17 protein-coding genes are annotated in these 15,417 nt (G+C 72.6%); 5 read left to right on the top strand and 12 right to left on the bottom strand.

The window, feature by feature from the left end:
• The 3 genes from ABZ193_RS39940 to ABZ193_RS39930 all read right to left on the bottom strand — a co-directional run.
• Positions 1-259, bottom strand: a 259-nt coding sequence (locus ABZ193_RS39940) for a hypothetical protein (protein WP_354713916.1), incomplete at its 3' end; no start/stop codon positions are given.
• Between the two features lie 229 nt (positions 260-488).
• Positions 489-1,244 carry a carboxypeptidase-like regulatory domain-containing protein gene (locus ABZ193_RS39935; protein WP_354713914.1) on the bottom strand — a complete coding sequence of 252 codons (756 nt, stop codon included), beginning with the start codon at positions 1,242-1,244 and terminating at the stop codon, positions 489-491.
• A complete protein-coding gene (locus ABZ193_RS39930; protein WP_354713912.1) occupies positions 1,241-2,914 on the bottom strand; it encodes an MFS transporter in 1,674 nt (557 codons plus the stop codon). The genes ABZ193_RS39935 and ABZ193_RS39930 overlap by 4 nt, the downstream gene beginning before the upstream one ends.
• Before the next feature lie 133 nt (positions 2,915-3,047).
• On the opposite strand from ABZ193_RS39930, the gene ABZ193_RS39925 reads away from it, so the two are divergent.
• Positions 3,048-3,698, top strand: a complete 651-nt coding sequence (locus ABZ193_RS39925) for a TetR family transcriptional regulator (RefSeq protein WP_354713910.1) — start codon at positions 3,048-3,050, stop codon at positions 3,696-3,698.
• A gap of 200 nt (positions 3,699-3,898) precedes the next feature.
• On the opposite strand, the gene ABZ193_RS39920 is transcribed toward ABZ193_RS39925, so the two are convergent.
• The 5 genes from ABZ193_RS39920 to ABZ193_RS39900 form a co-directional block, all read right to left on the bottom strand.
• A complete protein-coding gene (locus tag ABZ193_RS39920) occupies positions 3,899-4,093 on the bottom strand; it encodes a hypothetical protein (protein ID WP_020422909.1) in 195 nt (64 codons plus the stop codon).
• 610 nt (positions 4,094-4,703) lie between these two features.
• A complete protein-coding gene (locus tag ABZ193_RS39915; RefSeq protein WP_354713908.1) occupies positions 4,704-5,024 on the bottom strand; it encodes a hypothetical protein in 321 nt (106 codons plus the stop codon).
• Positions 5,025-5,409: 385 nt separating this feature from the next.
• A complete protein-coding gene (locus tag ABZ193_RS39910) occupies positions 5,410-6,375 on the bottom strand; it encodes a catechol 2,3-dioxygenase (protein WP_237338736.1) in 966 nt (321 codons plus the stop codon).
• Between the two features lie 18 nt (positions 6,376-6,393).
• The gene (locus ABZ193_RS39905) at positions 6,394-7,434 is read right to left on the bottom strand and encodes a 4-oxalomesaconate tautomerase (protein ID WP_354713906.1); all 1,041 of its coding nucleotides are present in this window, start codon (positions 7,432-7,434) and stop codon (positions 6,394-6,396) included.
• The gene (locus tag ABZ193_RS39900) at positions 7,431-8,138 is read right to left on the bottom strand and encodes a 4-carboxy-4-hydroxy-2-oxoadipate aldolase/oxaloacetate decarboxylase (protein ID WP_354713904.1); all 708 of its coding nucleotides are present in this window, start codon (positions 8,136-8,138) and stop codon (positions 7,431-7,433) included. Before ABZ193_RS39900 ends, ABZ193_RS39905 begins: the two co-directional genes overlap by 4 nt.
• A gap of 187 nt (positions 8,139-8,325) precedes the next feature.
• On the opposite strand from ABZ193_RS39900, the gene ABZ193_RS39895 reads away from it, so the two are divergent.
• Positions 8,326-9,609 (top strand): MFS transporter, encoded by a 1,284-nt coding sequence (locus tag ABZ193_RS39895; protein ID WP_354713918.1) that lies wholly within the window; start codon positions 8,326-8,328, stop codon positions 9,607-9,609.
• A gap of 465 nt (positions 9,610-10,074) precedes the next feature.
• Positions 10,075-10,869, top strand: coding sequence for a DivIVA domain-containing protein (locus ABZ193_RS39890; RefSeq protein ID WP_354713903.1), 795 nt, complete (start codon positions 10,075-10,077; stop codon positions 10,867-10,869).
• Between the two features lie 94 nt (positions 10,870-10,963).
• Here ABZ193_RS39890 and ABZ193_RS39885 read toward each other — a convergent pair whose 3' ends face one another.
• Positions 10,964-11,743, bottom strand: a complete 780-nt coding sequence (locus ABZ193_RS39885; protein ID WP_354713901.1) for a glucose 1-dehydrogenase — start codon at positions 11,741-11,743, stop codon at positions 10,964-10,966.
• Between the two features lie 115 nt (positions 11,744-11,858).
• On the opposite strand from ABZ193_RS39885, the gene ABZ193_RS39880 reads away from it, so the two are divergent.
• Positions 11,859-12,500, top strand: coding sequence for a TetR/AcrR family transcriptional regulator (locus ABZ193_RS39880; protein WP_354713899.1), 642 nt, complete (start codon positions 11,859-11,861; stop codon positions 12,498-12,500).
• Positions 12,501-12,700: 200 nt separating this feature from the next.
• On the top strand, positions 12,701-13,078 hold the full coding sequence (locus ABZ193_RS39875) for a DUF5994 family protein (protein ID WP_237338731.1): 378 nt from the start codon (positions 12,701-12,703) through the stop codon (positions 13,076-13,078).
• Positions 13,079-13,193: 115 nt separating this feature from the next.
• Here the strand turns inward: ABZ193_RS39875 and ABZ193_RS39870 are convergent, their stop codons facing one another.
• Genes ABZ193_RS39870 through ABZ193_RS39860 form a run of 3 tightly spaced genes read right to left on the bottom strand, consistent with a single transcriptional unit; the run spans position 13,194 to position 14,892 of the window.
• Positions 13,194-13,610 (bottom strand): DUF6292 family protein, encoded by a 417-nt coding sequence (locus ABZ193_RS39870; RefSeq protein WP_354713897.1) that lies wholly within the window; start codon positions 13,608-13,610, stop codon positions 13,194-13,196.
• Positions 13,611-13,633: 23 nt separating this feature from the next.
• Positions 13,634-14,440 carry an ergot alkaloid biosynthesis protein gene (locus tag ABZ193_RS39865; RefSeq protein ID WP_354713896.1) on the bottom strand — a complete coding sequence of 269 codons (807 nt, stop codon included), beginning with the start codon at positions 14,438-14,440 and terminating at the stop codon, positions 13,634-13,636.
• Positions 14,437-14,892, bottom strand: coding sequence for a nuclear transport factor 2 family protein (locus tag ABZ193_RS39860; protein ID WP_354713894.1), 456 nt, complete (start codon positions 14,890-14,892; stop codon positions 14,437-14,439). The genes ABZ193_RS39865 and ABZ193_RS39860 overlap by 4 nt, the downstream gene beginning before the upstream one ends.
• Positions 14,893-15,417 lie beyond the last annotated feature (525 nt).

The following is a 15,417-nucleotide window of genomic DNA, read 5'->3' as shown; positions in this document are numbered from 1 at the left end:
GCCCGTGCGGCTGCGCTGCCTCGGTGGTCCGCGCGTGCTCGCTCTCGCGGGTCACTGCGTCGGTCTGGCCGTGGTTTGGCGGCTCGCGCGCCCCTACCGTGGGCCCGTGCGGCTGCGCTGCCTCGGTGGTCCGCGCGTGCTCGCTCTCGCGGGTCACTGCGTCGGTCTGGCCGTGGTTTGGCGGCTCGCGCGCCCCTGCCGTGGGCCCGTGCGGCTGCGCTGCCTCGGTGGTCCGCGCGTGCTCGCTCTCGCGGGTCACTGCGACGGTCTGGCTGTGGTTTGGCGGCTCGCGCGCCCCTGCCGTGGGCCCGTGCGGCTGCGCTGCCTCGTCGGCTCGTGGTGCCTGCCCGCACGGGCCGCTTCGACGATCTGGCCGCCGTCCGGCGGCCCGCCGCCCCGCCACGGACCGCCGTCTCCGCAGCCGCCGCTTGATCGCCGCGCTGCCAGCCCGCCACCAGCCCACCGCTGCAGCCGGCCTCAACCCTCCACTAAGGACCTTCCAGCAGCAGCTCCGCGGTCACCGCGTCCGCCGGGATCGTCGTCACCACCGGGCGGCCCGCGGCGCTCGTCAGCGTGTACTGCCCGGCGCTCACCCGCTCGAACCGGTACGTCCCGTCCGCGCCCGTCACCGCCGCGGCCACCGCCCGGCCGGATGCGTCCCGCAGCTCCAGCGCCAGCCCGGCGACCGGGCGGCCACCGGCGGTCACCCTGCCGGTGAGGGTGCTGTGCGTGTCCAGCTCCAGGTCGACCTCGTGCTCCCGCCCACCACCCAGCGGCACCACCGTCGCCACCGGATCGGCGCCCGGCGCGGCCGCCACCAGCGTGATCTCACCGGCATCGATACCGGTGATCCGGTAGCCACCGTCCGGATCGGACACCGTGCTGGCGATGACCTCCCCGCCCGCGCCCACGGCCGTCACCGCCGCCGTCGCGATCGGCCGCCCGCTGTGCCGGTCCCGCACCACCCCGCGCACGCTGGTCGCCGGTTCGAGCGTCACGTCCAGCGGCGCGGCCCCGGCCTCGACCGCGACGACCGTCGCCTGCGGCTGGAACCCCGCGCGCGCCACGATCAGCACGTAGTTGCCCGGCGCGAGCCCGCCGAGCCGGAACGATCCGTCCGCCGCGGTACGAGCACGGGCCACCTGCGCGCCGACCCGGTCGGTCAACGTCAGGGTCACGTCCGGCAGCGCCCGCCGCCCGCTGCGCACCCGTCCGCTGAGCGTCACCTCTGCCGTCGTGGTCATGCCCGCTCCGCCAAGTCGATGTCGTGCCGCTGCGTGACCCCGGCGCCGACCGAAACCGTCTCGTGCACCGCCGGGTGCTCCACCGCCACCAGCGACAGCGGCTCCGCGGGCAGCGCCGCCAGCGCGAAGGCGCCGTCCGAACCGGCCGCCGCGCTCGCCGCGACGCTCCCGTCGGCCCGGTGCGCGGTCACCGTGACCACCGCCGCGCCACTCGCCCCGCGCACGGTGCCCGACACGCTCCGCCCGGCCGCGGCCCGGCGCCGCGCGGGCAGGAACGCGGCGACGAACAGCGCCACCAGCGCCGCGCCCGCGCCGATCGCCAGCACCACCCGGAACCCGTCCTGCGACGGCACGGTCACCGGCCCCAGCGACACGGTCATCTGCGCCAGCACCACACCCGCGACCGCGCTGGAGGTGGACGTGCCGATCGAGCGCATCAGCGTGTTCAGGCTGTTCGCCGACGCGGTTTCCGACACCGGCACCGCGGACATGATCAGCGCGGGCATCGCGCCGTAGGACAGCCCGATCCCGGCGCCGATGACGCACGAGGCGATTAGCAGCTGCCAGACCTCGCCCATCAACACGATGTTGAGCCCGTACCCGATCGCGACCACGAGCGCGCCGAGCATCAGGGTCACCTTCGGGCCGCGTGTCCGGGAGATCTTCGCCGACACCGGCGCGGTGGCCATCATGACCAGACCTGACGGCGCCATCACGAGGCCGGCCATCAGCATCGTCTGGCCGAGCCCGAACCCGGTCGCCGTCGGCAGCTGCAGCAGTTGCGGCAGCACCAGCGACATCGCGAACATGGCGAACCCGAACACGACCGACGCGATGTTGGTCAGCAGCACCTGCCTGCGCGCGGTGGTGCGGAGGTCCACCAGCGGTTCCCTCGTGCGCAGCTCCCACCAGCCCCACACCAGCAGCACCACGACGGCGCCGACGAACAGGCCGATGGTCAGCCCGTCGCCCCAGCCCCAGTCCCCGCCCTTGGAAATCGCCAGCAGCAGGCACAGCAGCGCGGCCGACAGGCCGAGCGCGCCGGGCAGGTCGAACCGCCCGCCGGTGCGCACCGACGACTCCGGCACGAACGACACCACCAGCAGGAACGCGACCACGCCGAGGCCGGCGGCCGTCCAGAACAACACGTGCCAGTCGGCGTTCTCCGCGATCAGCGCCGCGGCGGGCAGGCCGAGCGCGCCGCCGACGCCGAGGGAGGCGCTCATCATCGCGGTCGCCGAGCCGAGCCGTTCGGCGGGCAGCTCGTCGCGCATGATGCTGATGCCCAGCGGGATCACGCCGGAGGCCAGGCCCTGCAGCGCGCGGCCGACGATCATCGGCACCAGGCTGCTCGACAGGCCGCAGGTCACCGACCCCGCGATCAGCAGGACGACGCTGACCAGCAGCATCCGCCGCTTGCCGTACATGTCGCCGAGGCGCCCGACGGTCGGGGTCGCGACCGCGGCGGCGAGCAGCGTGGCGGTGATGGCCCACGCGGCGTCCGCCGGTGACGCGCTCAGCAGGCCGGGCAGCTCGGGGACCAGCGGGATGATCAAGGTCTGCATCAGCGAGACGACGATGCCGGTGAACGCCAGCACCGCGACCACGCGGCCGGTCCGGGCCACGGGCGGCGCCGGGTCGCCCACGTGACGGACAGGGGCAGAGGACATTGCCAGGCCTCCGATGGGTTTAAATCAAGCGATTGACTTAGCCTAACAGGCCTGGTCAGGGTGCAGGCGGGTGATCGGTAAAATGCCTGGACACGGGCCAACTGGCCCCTCCGGAGACCCGCGGGTGGTGACGATGACGACGAAGACGGCCCGGGCCGACCGCGTCACCGCCACGCGCGAGGCGATCCTCACGACCGCCGAAAGGCTCTTCGCCGAGCACGGCGTGTACGCGGTGTCCAACCGGCAGATCAGCGAGGCGGCGGGGCAGGGCAACACGGCCGCGGTCGGCTACCACTTCGGCACGAAGGCCGACCTGGTGCGCGCGATCGTCCGCAAGCACACCGCCGAGATGGAGCGGATCCGCGACCGGATGGTGGCCGAGGCCGGCGAGTCCGACGACCCGCGCGACTGGATCGCGTGCATGGTGCGGCCGGCGGCGGAACACCTGGCGGCGCTGGGAAACCCGACGTGGTTCGCCCGGTTCAGCGCGCAGGTCACCACGGATCCCGCGCTGCGGGACATCTTCGCCGAGGACGCCCTGTCGTCCCCGTCGATGGTGAAGACGCTGGAGGGGTTGAAGCGGTGCCTGCCGGAGCTGCCGCCGGAGGTGCGCGCGGAGCGGAGCGCCATGATGCGCCAGCTGATGGTGCACATGAACGCGGAGCGGGAACGCGCCCTCGCCGACGGAACCCCAACGCCGCGGCAAAACTGGCACGACGCGGCGACCGGCATGATCGACGCCATCGTGGGGATCTGGATGGCCCCGGTGACGCCCGCGTCCTGAGCCCGGCTTGCGGCGGTGCGGCCGGCTTGGAGCGGTCCGGCTGGCTTGCGGCGCGGCTGGCTTGGGGCGGTGCGGCCGGCTTGGGGCGGGTGTGGCTGGCTTGCGGCGGCGCGGCTGGCTTGCGGCGGTCCGGCCGGTTTAGGGCGTCGGCCGCGTCGTGAGGTCGGGTGGTGACGGTCCGGTGGGCCCGGGGCGCAGACTCAGGTGTCGGACCCGCCGTTGTCCGACCCGCGCTCGCGCTCCCCGAAGCCCGGCGGCTCGCCGTAGCCGCGTGGCACCCGGTCGAACTGCCCGTAGCCGGGACGCCCGCCGTCATCGGAACCGGCGGTCGCCCGCCCGACCGTGAAGCCACCCACGCCCCCGAGAACGAGCACAGCCGCGGCGATCCCCGCCACAACGCCCACCCCCAGGCGGCGCTTCCCGGGCCGAGGAGAAGTGCCGGACGGCGCGCCAGGAACAGCGGCCGCGGCGGCAGCCGCGTGTGCCGCCTGGGCGGGCGTGGCCCCTCTGGCGACTGGGGCGGGAGGTGTCGCCAAAGGCGTGCCCGGTGGTGCCTGCGTAGGCGCGGCTTCGCCTGCAGGCACCGCATGCGATGCCTGCGCGGGCGCGGTCCCGTCAGGGGCTGCGGCGGGAGGTGCGGCCCCCGCCGCAGTTTCGGCCGGGGTGGCGTGCGGTGCCTGCGTGGGCGCGGTTTCGCCCGATGCTGCGGCAGGAGGCGCCGCAGCATCGCCGGCCGGAGCCGCGGGCGGCGCTTGCGCAGGCGTGGTCGCATCGCCGGCCGGCCTGCTCGCGGATTCGTCGCGGGGCTTGTCGTCGTGCACGGGCGTCCTCCTGTCCGGGCTCACATCGTGACGTGCCGGCCTGAGAGCACCCGCAGAACAACCTGTGCACCGGCTATGCGGGCGCGTCCTGGTGCGTCCGTGGCGTTGGCACGGCGACTGAGCCGGAACACTGGTCCAGCGCTCCCGGGCCGGGAAGGTAGGGCCGGGCCCGGGAGCGCCCGGCTCACCTTGTCAGCGATCGGGACCGCAGCGACCACAGGACCCCGGCCGCGAGCGGCAACGCGACGGCTTCCCGGGACGATGGCGCCAACGCCACCACCGCGGCCGCCGGGCCCGCGAGCAGGAAGGCCAGCCGGAACGTCGCGGACCAGCCGCTGAGAACCACGATCCCGGCCAGGCTTGTGCCATCAACCCCAGTGTGATGGCCGGTCATCGGGCGACCGTTGCGGCGCAGCAGTTGCCCTGCGGTGGGGGCCGGTTGGGCGTGGCGGCGGGCGCCGCCGTCGACGGTCGGATTGCCAGATCGGCGCACCAGTTGGTGCACGGTTGGGCGCTCCAGCGCGGACGGCTGGAGGACGCGCATCAGATGGCGTCGAGGTCGCTGGTGGCGCGGTAGGGTGCGCATGTTCTGTCTCGATCCAATCGTGAGTGGACAGGGCGAATCAGGCGCGGGCTCCTGTTGCCGCAGGGCCCGCGCCTCCATGTCGGCCCAGAGCTGCTGGGCCGTACGGGGCATCATGCACTAGTCACGGATGAATAATCCAGAACGACTCGCCGCGCTAGAGCAGCCAATTTGAACGCAAATAATCGCGGTCCTCAGATAATCAGAAACATCTGAACAAGATTCACGTCTCCGGCTGGGCGCAAGTGAAAGGGGCCGCCCCGAAACGGGACGGCCCCGACGCAACACGCAGCCCAACCGGACAGCCTCAAGCCTCCACGGGCGGCGTCCCGTGCGTGTGGAACGACTCGATCGTCTTCAGGCCCCACGCCTGCCCCTTCGCCCGCTCGGCCTCGGTCCACGTCACCGGCTCCCAGTCCGGCGCGAAGATCAGCCGCGCGGTCGGGTTGCACAGCTCGATCCGGTTGCCGCCCGGCTCGTAGACGTACAGGAAGAACGTCTGCTGGATCGCGTGCTTGTGCGGCCCGGTCTCGATGAACACGCCCTTGTCCAGCGCGATGTCCGCCGCGCGCAGGATGTCCTCGCGCGTGTCCGTCGCGAACGCGATGTGGTGCAGCCGCCCGGACGAGCGTGTCCAGTCGTTGGTGTAGACCAGATCGTAGGACTTCTGCGCGAAGTGCGTCCACTGCCCGGAGATCACCCCGCTGTCGAGCCGGATCTGCTCGGTCACCCGCCCGCCGAGCGCGTCGCAGATGAAGCCGCCGTTCGCCGCCGCGTCCTGGGCCAGGTAGTTGACGTGGTCGAGCCGCCGCACGCACACCCCGCGCGCCGGGTACGCCTGGGCCTGGTTCTTCAGCGACGGCCGCAGGTGCTCGGGCGGGTCGTACTTCTCGGTCTCCCAGTAGATCTCCATCTCGTGCCCGTCCGGGTCCCGGAACACGTACGTCGGCCCGATCCCGGTGTCGCCGTCGGCCCAGCCGACGCCCAGCCCGCGTTCCTCGATCGCCGCGACCCGCCGCTTCAGCGCGGCCTCGCTCGACGCGCGCATCGCGGTCCGCCCCACGCCCGAGGTCTTCGCGGCGGTCAGCTTGACGCTGTGGTGCTCGTAGTCGTCCCACGTGCGCAGGTAGACGGAATCGCCCCGCGAGCCGTTCTCGGTCAGGCCGAGGACGTCGACGAAGAACTCCAGGCTCTTCTCCGGTTCCGGGGTGAACAGCTCGACGTGGCCGAGGTGCGCGATCTCGTGCCGGGGCGAGGGTTCGAGGTGGGGCATCGGTGCCTTCCAGGATTGTCAGGGACGGGGAAAAACGGTGCCGTCGAACAACTTCCGCGCGGTGCGGATGACGGTCGAGCGCGCCACGCGCGGCCCGGGCGCCAGTTCGACGCCGACCTCCAGCGTGCCGCTCGGGTGCTCGACACCGACCGGCGAACCGGGCGGCGGCGCGGCGAACAGCTCGTGCCCGGCCGCGCCGTCCAGCATCAGCGCGGTCACCACGCTCACCGCGCCCAGCACTCCGATCGACGGGTGCGGGCGCAGCGGGATGAACGTCCGGGTGCAGATGGCGCCGCCGTCACGCGGCGCGGCCACCAGCGTCGTCTTCGGCACCGACGCGCCGCTGACGTCGCCGAGCCCCATCCGCTTCCCGGCTTCCAGCCGCAGGTCCTGAATCCGGCCGGCCAGCCCGGTCAGCTCGTCCGCCGCCTCGTAGCCGGTGATCCCGAAGTCCGCGGCGCGCGCCACGACGACCGGCATCCCGTTGTCCACACAGGTCACCGGGATGCCGCCGATCTCGTCGACGACGTTCCCGGTGGGCAGCAGGCTGCCGCACACCGACCCCTCGGTGCCGGTGAACTCCAGCTCGACCGGCGCGGCGGTACTGGGCACGCCGGAGATCGCCGTAGTGCCGCTGTAGTCGACCCGGCCGCCGGGCGTGGCGAACGTCGCGACCGCGATCGAGTCGGTGTTGACCATCCGCACGCGCACGCTGGTGCGGTCGCCGCCGGCGGGCACCAGGCCGCGCTCGACGGCGAACTGGCCGACGCCGGCGAGCAGGTTCCCGCACGTCTGCCGGTCCGAAACGGTCGCATCCTCGATGCCGACCTGCAGGAACAGGTAGTCGACGTCCCGGTCGCCCCCGGCGGGGGAGACGATGGCGACCTTGCTGGTGACCGGTTGCGCGCCGCCGAGCCCGTCGAGCTGCCGCGGGTCGGGCGTGCCCATGATCCGCAGCAGCAGGTCGTCGCGCTCGGCGGGATCGGCGGGCAGGTCGGAGGCGACGAAGTACGCGCCCTTGGACGTGCCGCCGCGCATCAGCATGCAGCGCACACTCATTCGCGCTCCAGCTTCGCGTACTCCTCGGCCGTCAGGTACCGGACGCCGAGATCGGCGAGCTTCTCCCGCAGCCCGTAGCGGTCCAGACCCAGCTCGCCGGCGCGGAACGCCTGCCGCGTGGCCTCTTCCTTGTCCGCGCGGGCCCGCGAAGCGCGCAGCCCCTCGCCGACGAGTTCGCGCGGCACGCACAGCACGCCGTCGTCGTCGGCCAGGATCGCGTCGCCGGGGCGGATGGCCTGCCGGCCGATCACGACCGGCACGTTGACCGAGCCCGCGGTCGCCTTCACGGTGCCCTGCGCGCTCACCGCGGCCGACCACACCGGGAAACCCATCGCCCGCAGGTCCGCGACGTCGCGCACCCCGGTGTTGATGACGAGCCCGCGGACCCCGCGGTGCTGCAACGCGGTGGCGAACAGCTCGCCGAACAGCCCGTCGTGCGAGGGCGAAGTGGTCGTGACGACCAGGACGTCGCCGGGGCGGCACTGCTCGACCGCGGCGTGGATCATCAGGTTGTCGCCCGGCCAGCACAGGGCCGTCACAGCGGTGCCGCCGATGCGGGCGCCGTCCTGGATCGGCCGCAGATCCGGGCCGAGCAGGCCCGTGCGGCCCAGTGCCTCGTGCACGGTCGCGACGCCGAACTCCGCGAGCGCGGCGACGTCGTCGCCGTCGGCGCGGGGCGGGTCGGTGACGATCACCTTGTTCACGCCGGGACCTCCTCGGCGCCGGTTGCCTGCTGTGGCATGGCTTCCTCTCCTCGCTTCGGCTCGTGCTCCAGCCAGCATGCTTTTTGCGGCCAAAATTGTCAACAATCTTGTGCGCACGATCGTGCACCGGGTACTTTCGCCGTCACTTTCCACTGGCTCGACGACGAGAGGGACACCGATGTCCGTGATGGAACAGAGGGATCCGGCGATCGCCCGGCTGTCGGTCCGGGTCACGGCCCTGTGCTGGGTGCTCGTGCTGCTGGACGGGCTCGACCTGTTCGTCTACGGCGCGACCCTGCCCGGGGTGCTCGCGGACGAGGGCTTCGGCCTGACCGCCGTGACCGGCGGGACGATCGGCAGCCTCACCACGTTCGGCATGCTGCTCGGCGCGCTCGGCTCCGGGATCGTCACCGACCGGATCGGCAGACGGAAGATCATCCTGACCGGTGTCGTGGTCTTCTCGCTCGCCTCCGCGGCCTGCGCGGTGGCGCCGTCGGTCGAGGTGTTCGGCGCCGCCCGGTTCGTGGCAGGCGTCGGCCTCGGCGGGCTGCTGCCGTCGGCGATCGCGATGGTCATGGAGTACGCGCCGCCGTGGCGCCGGAACCTGAGCGTGACCATCGTGATGACCGCGCACCAGGCGGGCGGCGCGATCGCCGGCGCGCTCGCGATGTCGGTGGTGGAGTCGCTGGGCTGGCGCTCGGTGTACTGGCTCGGCGCGCTGCCGCTGCTGGTGGTGCTGCCGGTGGTCCACCTGATGCTGCCGGAGTCGATGACCTACCTGCTGGCCAGGGGCCGGCGGGCGCGGGCGCAGGCGATCGCCGACCGCCACGGGGTCGCGCTCGAGCCGTTCGAGCCGGAGCGGACCGAGCAGCGGCCGGGCAGCCTGCGCGCGTTGTTCACCTCGTCCGTCGCGCTCACCACGGTCCTGTTCTGGATCGCCTCGTTCGGCGGGTTGCTGCTGGTCTACGGCGTGAACACCTGGCTGCCGACGATGATGCGCGGCAACGGCTACCAGCTCGGGTCCGCGGTCAGCTTCCTGCTGGTGATCAACGTCGGCGGTATCGCGGGCATGCTCGTCGCGGGGCGGCTGGCGGACCGGTTCGGGGCGCGGCCGGTGGCGATCCTGTGGTTCGCGCTCACCGCGGCCGGGGTCGGGCTGCTGGCGATCAGGATGCCGCTGCCGCTGACCTACGTCGTGGTGTTCCTGACCGGCGGCTGGCTGTTCAGCGCGCAGACGCTGATCTATTCCAGTGTCGGCGCCCACTACCCGGCCGGGGTGCGCGCGACGGCGCTGGGCTGGGTGTCCGGCATCGGGCGGTTCGGCGCGGTCTTCGGGCCGTGGCTGGGCGGCGTCCTGGTGGCGAGCCGGCTGTCCGGGCTCGGGTTCGCGGTGTTCGCCGTCGCGGGCCTGCTCAGCGCCGCGATGGTGGCGCTGGTGCGCAAGCCGCCGGTCGTGGCGGGCGCCGGGTAGGCGGTCCCCGGGGCACGCGGGTTGAACCACCGGGGACCTGGTCGGCGTCGCTGCCCGGGCAATGACGAGACCTGGGTCCACTGTCCTCCGGCTCGCGCAGGCGCGGTAGGGGGCACCGCGTAGGCGGCGAGGAACACGTCGACAGCGTCCGATCCCGGTGAACGGGTTCTCCTTGTCGCCTCGGTGCACCTCTACCGCGCCGCGCCGCACCCGGACGGCCCGCGGGGCTCGCAGGAAGCGTGATACCACCCGTACCGGTGACTGTGGCCGGTCTCGTGCTCACGGCGGGCAGTCGCTTCCGGGTGTTCCGGGCCGTCGGCCGCACGAACGGACTGCGCGGAACGCGCGGTCGTCACGGTGCGATGGCTGGTGGCGGTGCCGCGAGGGTGGCCGGCACGCGTTGATCTTCAGCCGAACGGGGAACAGCCGTTTGCAGGGGCAGGCGGCGCGATCGAGACTCGGGGCATGGTCAACAGCGGTGGCAATGACATCCTGGCCGATCGCGAGATCGACTTCTCGTCGGCTCTGCGTGGCTACGACCGCCGGGAGGTCGACGCCTACATCCGCCGGCTGCGCGCGCGGGCCGGGCACCTGGCGAGCGAGCTGGAGGAGAAGGAGCGGCGCCTGTCCGAGCTGGGCGGTGACACGTCGGTGCCGCTGCAGGTGGTGGGCTCCGGCAACATCGGCGCCCGCGTCGAGCGGATCATCGCCCAGGCCGAGCTGGAGGCGCGGGAGATCCGCGAACAGGCCGAAAAGGACGCCGCGGAGATCCGCAAGGCGTACGAGGACCAGGCCGACGAGGCCCGCCGCCAGCGCGAAGACCTGGCGAAGCAGGCGAACGAGGAGGCGCTGGCGATGATCCGCCGGGCCGAGCAGGAGGTGGAACGCCTGCGCGGCACCCGGCAGACGCTGCTCGCGCAGCTGGTGCGGATCGGCGAGATCATCGACTCGGCAGCCGAGCAGGCGGCGCGCACCCCGGAGCTCCACCCGCCCGCACTCCCGTTGCTGCCGACCGGGACCGAGGAAGCGGTCGCGGCGGAGTCCGATGAGGACGATGCGGTCGCCGAGGTCGTGGAAGCGGAGACCGCCGAGGCGCCCGAGTCCGATGTGGACGAGACCGGGACCCCTGCGGACGAGATCCCGGACGCGCCGGAGCCCCGCAAGCCGGCCGAAACGGGCAAGATCAGCCCCGCGATCCTGGCGGCGAAGGCCCGTCGCCAGGCGAAGCAGGAGAAGGCCGCCGCGGCGGCCGAGAACTGACACCCGGCCCGGCAAGAGGGGTGCGGCGCGAGGCGTCGCACCCCTTTTCTGGCTGGTCTGGGACCGCCGCGTCAGCTCGCCGGATGCCCATTGCTCATGCGGCCTCGGCCGGAAGGGCGGGGCCGAGGAGGAGTCCACCGTCGACGACGTACTCCGACCCCGTGATGAACGACGCGTCCGAGGACGCGAGGAACAGCAGAAGCCGGGTTACGTCGGCCGGCTCACCGAGCCGGGGGATGGCGAACGGCTCGGGGGAGTAGAAGTCGGCGATCGCCGCGGTGGCGCCGGCTGCTGGTTCGTTGATGAAGGGGGTCGAGATCACGCCGGGGTGGATGGCGTTCACCCGGATGTGGTCGCGGCCGAGTTCGAGTGCTGCTGTTCGGGTGAGGCCTCGCACGGCCCACTTGCCGGCGACGTAGGGCGCGTAGTGCGCCGTGCCGCCCAGACCCATGGTCGAGCCGATGTTGACGATGGCTCCTCCTCCCGCACGGCGCAGAGCGGGGGCGGCGACCTTGATGCCGAGGAAGGTCCCGGTGAGGTTGACGTCGAGGATGCGCGACCACGTGGCCAGGTCCGTGTCCGCGATGGTCGCGGGCGGATTCTGCACGCCCGCGTTGTTCACGAGCACGTTCAGGGCGCCGAAGGCGTTCTCGGCGGCCAGCACAGCGGCGGACCACGAGCTCTCGTCGGTGACGTCCAGCCGGACGAAGCGGGCGCGGGCCCCGAGCTCATCGGCGAGAGCGGCGCCGCGTCGTGCGTCGATGCCGCCGATCACCACGTTCGCTCCCTCCGCGTGGAAGGCGCGCACGTGGCTCGAGCCCTGGCCGCCGGTCCCGCCGGTCACGAGCACGGTCTGGTTGTCGAAGCGGGGCATCGGATGGTCCTCCGGTACGGGGGCGACGAGTGGTGAGCCGGTCGACTCACCATCCGCTTCGACACTAGGTTGGCCGCAGTGGTGAGTCAAGCCACTCGCCTCGTATGCTCGGTTCATGAGCAGGGCCGTGACGACCTATCACCAGCGCGTCGCCCAGGAGAAGCGCGCGCTGATCGTGACGGCCGCGACCGCGCTGTTCCTCGAGCTGGGCTACGACCGGACGTCGCTGGCGCGGATCGCGGAGCGCTCGGGCGTTTCGCGGGCCACCTTGTTCAAGCAGTTTCCGAGCAAGGCCGCCCTGTTCGACGCCATCGTGACCGAGTCCTGGTCGGCCGCCGACGAGGAGGAGCCACCGCCGGCGGGCGACATCGTCAACGGGCTGAGCATCATCGGCCGACGGTACGCCGAGTTGCTGGGCCGTCCCCGGATGACCGATCTGTTCCGGATCGTCATCGCCGAGCTGCCGCGGTTCCCCGAACTCGCCAACGCGCAGTTCTCGCGCGGGAAGATGCCCTACTTCGAGTCCGTGCGCAGCTACCTCCTGGCCGAGCACGAGGCGGGAACGGTGCGGATCGAGGATGTGGACCTCGTGGCCACTCAGTTCCTGGGCATGATCTCCAACTACGTCTTCTGGCCGAAGCTCCTGGTGCCGGGCTGGGAGGTGAGCGCCGACCGCGTGGCTCAGGTCGTCGACGAGGCCGTGCGCACCATCGCCGCCCGCTACGCGACGACCGGACCCGCCGCCGATTCCTGCTAAGTACATTGTGGACCTCTGGGAATGGCTCGTCCCCCTTTCCGGTGTCCGTGCGCGGAAATCCGCTCGCGGACGCCGCCATCGGGCGCTGGAGGGTGTAGCGTCAGGGGGGTCGAGAGCATCTCGCGCGCGGGCGGTCAAGCCGGCGCCGTTCTCGGCCGCTGAAGCCGACCCGGTCACGGGCCGGGGGCAGGAGCACCGGCATGTCGTCGGGCCCGCACGTTCGCACCACCACCCCGAAGGCCGGTATGGCCGCCGGGCCGCCGCGGCTGAAACTCCGAGCGAGTCAGAACCCGTCGGCGCCCACCCCGGGGTACGTCGACGGGGCCTGGTGGCCACGGTCGCGAGACCTGTCCGCGGAGCTGCCGGCACTGCGTGCGGTGCTGGCAGCCCGCCTGGGGCCGATCGACCGGATCGCCTACCACACGACCGCCTGGGACCCCGCGGTGCGCCACTTCGACCGGCGCGGCTCGCTGGCCCCGGTCGTCGGCTACCGCAGGCAGGAGTCGGACACGGTGGACGTGACCACCTCAGCGGGTGATCGCCTGGTGCTGGTGGTGGTGCCGCCCGCCCGGTCCTAGGGGTCTGCGTACCGCGCCAGCCGCGTGGCGCGCTGGCTGCGGTTGCCGCCTGTTCGGGCACGGTGGACGTGACGACTTCGGCGGGTGATCGGCCCGTCCTGGTGGTGCCGCCCGCCTAGGGCTCCACGTACCGCGCCAGCCGCGCGGCGAGTTCGTTGCGGCCGACGTCCACGGCGAACACCGGGCGGGGCGCGTCGGAGCGGTCGGCGGCGATCACCTCGGTCACGAACCGCGCCACGGCCGCCGGTTCCGGGACCACGTCGTCCCCGGCGAACCAGGCCAGCACCATCGGCGTCTCGCCCGGCTCGGTCTCCACGGCCACCGCCCAGCCGCTGCGTTCGCTCCACACCAGCATCAGGTCCTCGGCCGGCCGGGTCGGCCACCGCCGGGTCAGGCCCAGGTACGCGGTGGCCGTGTCGCTGAGCTCGAACGAGGTCGCTTCCGCCGGCACGCCGACGGCTTCGGCGACTGCCCGCAGGTATCCGGCGAGTCCGCGGCTCAGTTCGGTCAGGCCGGCGGCGGGAGAATCCATGTGCCCAGCCTAGTTGGGCCGCGTCAGTTCCTGAGCTGCTCGGCCAGGAAGCGGCGCAGCGGTTTCGGCGGGCGGCCGGTCAGGCGGTGCACGGTGCCGGTCACGCGGTCCTCGCTGCCGTGCCGGATGCCCTCGTCCAGGGCGGCGAGGGCGGCCGCGAAGTCGGCCGGGTAGCCCGCGGCCACGAAGCGGTCCGCCAGCTCCGCCGTCCCGACGCTGGTGTGGCGCACCTCGGCGCCGGTCACCTCGCTGTAGATCGCGGCCGCTTCGGCGTAGCTGATGGCCTCCGGGCCGGTGATCACGTGCTCGTCGCGGCCGCACTCGGCGGCCAGCAGCAGCGCGGCGGCGGAGGCCGCGATGTCGGCGGCGTCGATGAACGCGACCCGCCCCTCGCCGGTCGCGGTCACGATCTCGCCGCGGGACCGGATGCCCTCGGCCACCGGGTGGTCGCCGGTGAAGTTCTGCATGAACCACGAGGGCTTCAGCACGGCGAACTCCGGCATGATCTCCCGGACCGCGCTGTCCACCCGGCCCAGCCCCGGATCGCCGGTCGCCACCGCCGACGAGCTGAGCAGCACGACCCGGCGCACCCCCGCTTCCCGGGCGCGCTCGAGGAACGGGCGCACGAGCGGCTCCGGCTCGGCGACCCCGACCGGCGCGACCAGGTACATGCGCTCCACGCCGTCCAGTACGGCGTCGTGGGTGGCCGGGTCGGACCAGTCGAACCCGGTGCGCCTGCTCGCCGCGCGGACCGTCGCACCCGCCTCGGTGAGCAACTGCACGAGGGGACGCCCGGTGTTCCCGGACGCGCCCGTGACCAGGACTTTCACTGCGCATCCTCCTGCATGGCGACCAGTTCGCCGAGCCGCCCGAGAGCGTGCCCGGCGGCGAGCGGACTCCAGTAGTCCCGCAGCGACTCGATACCGTCGGCGCCCACGCGGACCACGTTGACGTACCGAATCCGGTAGGGCCGCCCGGTGCGCAGCGCCGTGCCGTCGACCTCCCACTCGACGATCAGCACGTCCGGGTCGGTGGTTTCGTGGCGGGTCTGGGACGTGATCGCCTTGATGTCGACGTTGTCGGTGTAGTCGCGCACGTACTCCCGCACCGCCTCCCGGCCCGCGAGGGTGGGCCACCCGGGCGGCGCGAAGGGGAACTCCATGACCCCGCCGGGCGCGAAGACGTCGGCGAAGCCGTCCATGTCGTGCGCCAGCACGCGCTCGTGAAGGCGATCCACAGCCTCATGAGCGCGACGGCGCCGGTCCTCGGGAGAGAGAGTCATGACAACGCTCCTCAGATGGTCGGGACGATACCGTCTCGTCCATCATAGCGCGCGGTGGGTGCGAATCCACCTCGCGGCCGGGAGCTGGCAGCGGGGGTGGATTGGCTGCGTGTGGGGCGGGTGCGGCTGGCGTGGCGGGAGGTGGCAGCGGGAGTGGGCTTTGCGCCGGGGCGGGTGTGGCTGCGTGGCGGGAGCCGGTAGCGGGAGTGGGCTGGCTATATGTCGGGGTGGCCCGCATGGCGGGGGGCGGTGGTGGGAGCGGACTGGCTGTGTGTGGGCGTGCTCGGTTCGCGTGGTGGGGGCGGTGGTGGGAGCGGAGTGGCTGTGCGGGGGCGTGCTCGGTCCGTGTGGCGGGAGTCGGCAGCGGAAGCGGACCGACCAACGGACCGGCCTTGTCTGCTCTCGCAACCGCCGGCTGGCAACGAAAGCAAGCCGACTACCCCAACCAGACCTCCCCCGCCCCCGATCCACAGCCGATCTTTAGTCGCCGACCAGCCGTGTCAAGGCACGCTTTCCCGCCTTGAC

Source organism: Amycolatopsis sp. NPDC006125 (assembly GCF_040614195.1).
Taxonomy (GTDB): Bacteria; Actinomycetota; Actinomycetes; order Mycobacteriales; family Pseudonocardiaceae; genus Amycolatopsis_E; species Amycolatopsis_E tucumanensis.
This window is presented reverse-complemented; position numbering and strand designations above follow the sequence as displayed.

Coding starts and splice junctions, on each gene's coding strand:
- ABZ193_RS39910 (WP_237338736.1), bottom strand. CDS start 6,375: ATGCCCCACCTCGAACCCTCGCCCCGGCACGAGATCGCGCACCTCGGC.
- ABZ193_RS39935 (WP_354713914.1), bottom strand. CDS start 1,244: ATGACCACGACGGCAGAGGTGACGCTCAGCGGACGGGTGCGCAGCGGG.
- ABZ193_RS39870 (WP_354713897.1), bottom strand. CDS start 13,610: ATGGATTCTCCCGCCGCCGGCCTGACCGAACTGAGCCGCGGACTCGCC.
- ABZ193_RS39885 (WP_354713901.1), bottom strand. CDS start 11,743: ATGCCCCGCTTCGACAACCAGACCGTGCTCGTGACCGGCGGGACCGGC.
- ABZ193_RS39925 (WP_354713910.1), top strand. CDS start 3,048: ATGACGACGAAGACGGCCCGGGCCGACCGCGTCACCGCCACGCGCGAG.
- ABZ193_RS39890 (WP_354713903.1), top strand. CDS start 10,075: ATGGTCAACAGCGGTGGCAATGACATCCTGGCCGATCGCGAGATCGAC.
- ABZ193_RS39880 (WP_354713899.1), top strand. CDS start 11,859: ATGAGCAGGGCCGTGACGACCTATCACCAGCGCGTCGCCCAGGAGAAG.
- ABZ193_RS39930 (WP_354713912.1), bottom strand. CDS start 2,914: ATGTCCTCTGCCCCTGTCCGTCACGTGGGCGACCCGGCGCCGCCCGTG.
- ABZ193_RS39905 (WP_354713906.1), bottom strand. CDS start 7,434: ATGAGTGTGCGCTGCATGCTGATGCGCGGCGGCACGTCCAAGGGCGCG.
- ABZ193_RS39875 (WP_237338731.1), top strand. CDS start 12,701: ATGTCGTCGGGCCCGCACGTTCGCACCACCACCCCGAAGGCCGGTATG.
- ABZ193_RS39895 (WP_354713918.1), top strand. CDS start 8,326: ATGGAACAGAGGGATCCGGCGATCGCCCGGCTGTCGGTCCGGGTCACG.
- ABZ193_RS39860 (WP_354713894.1), bottom strand. CDS start 14,892: ATGACTCTCTCTCCCGAGGACCGGCGCCGTCGCGCTCATGAGGCTGTG.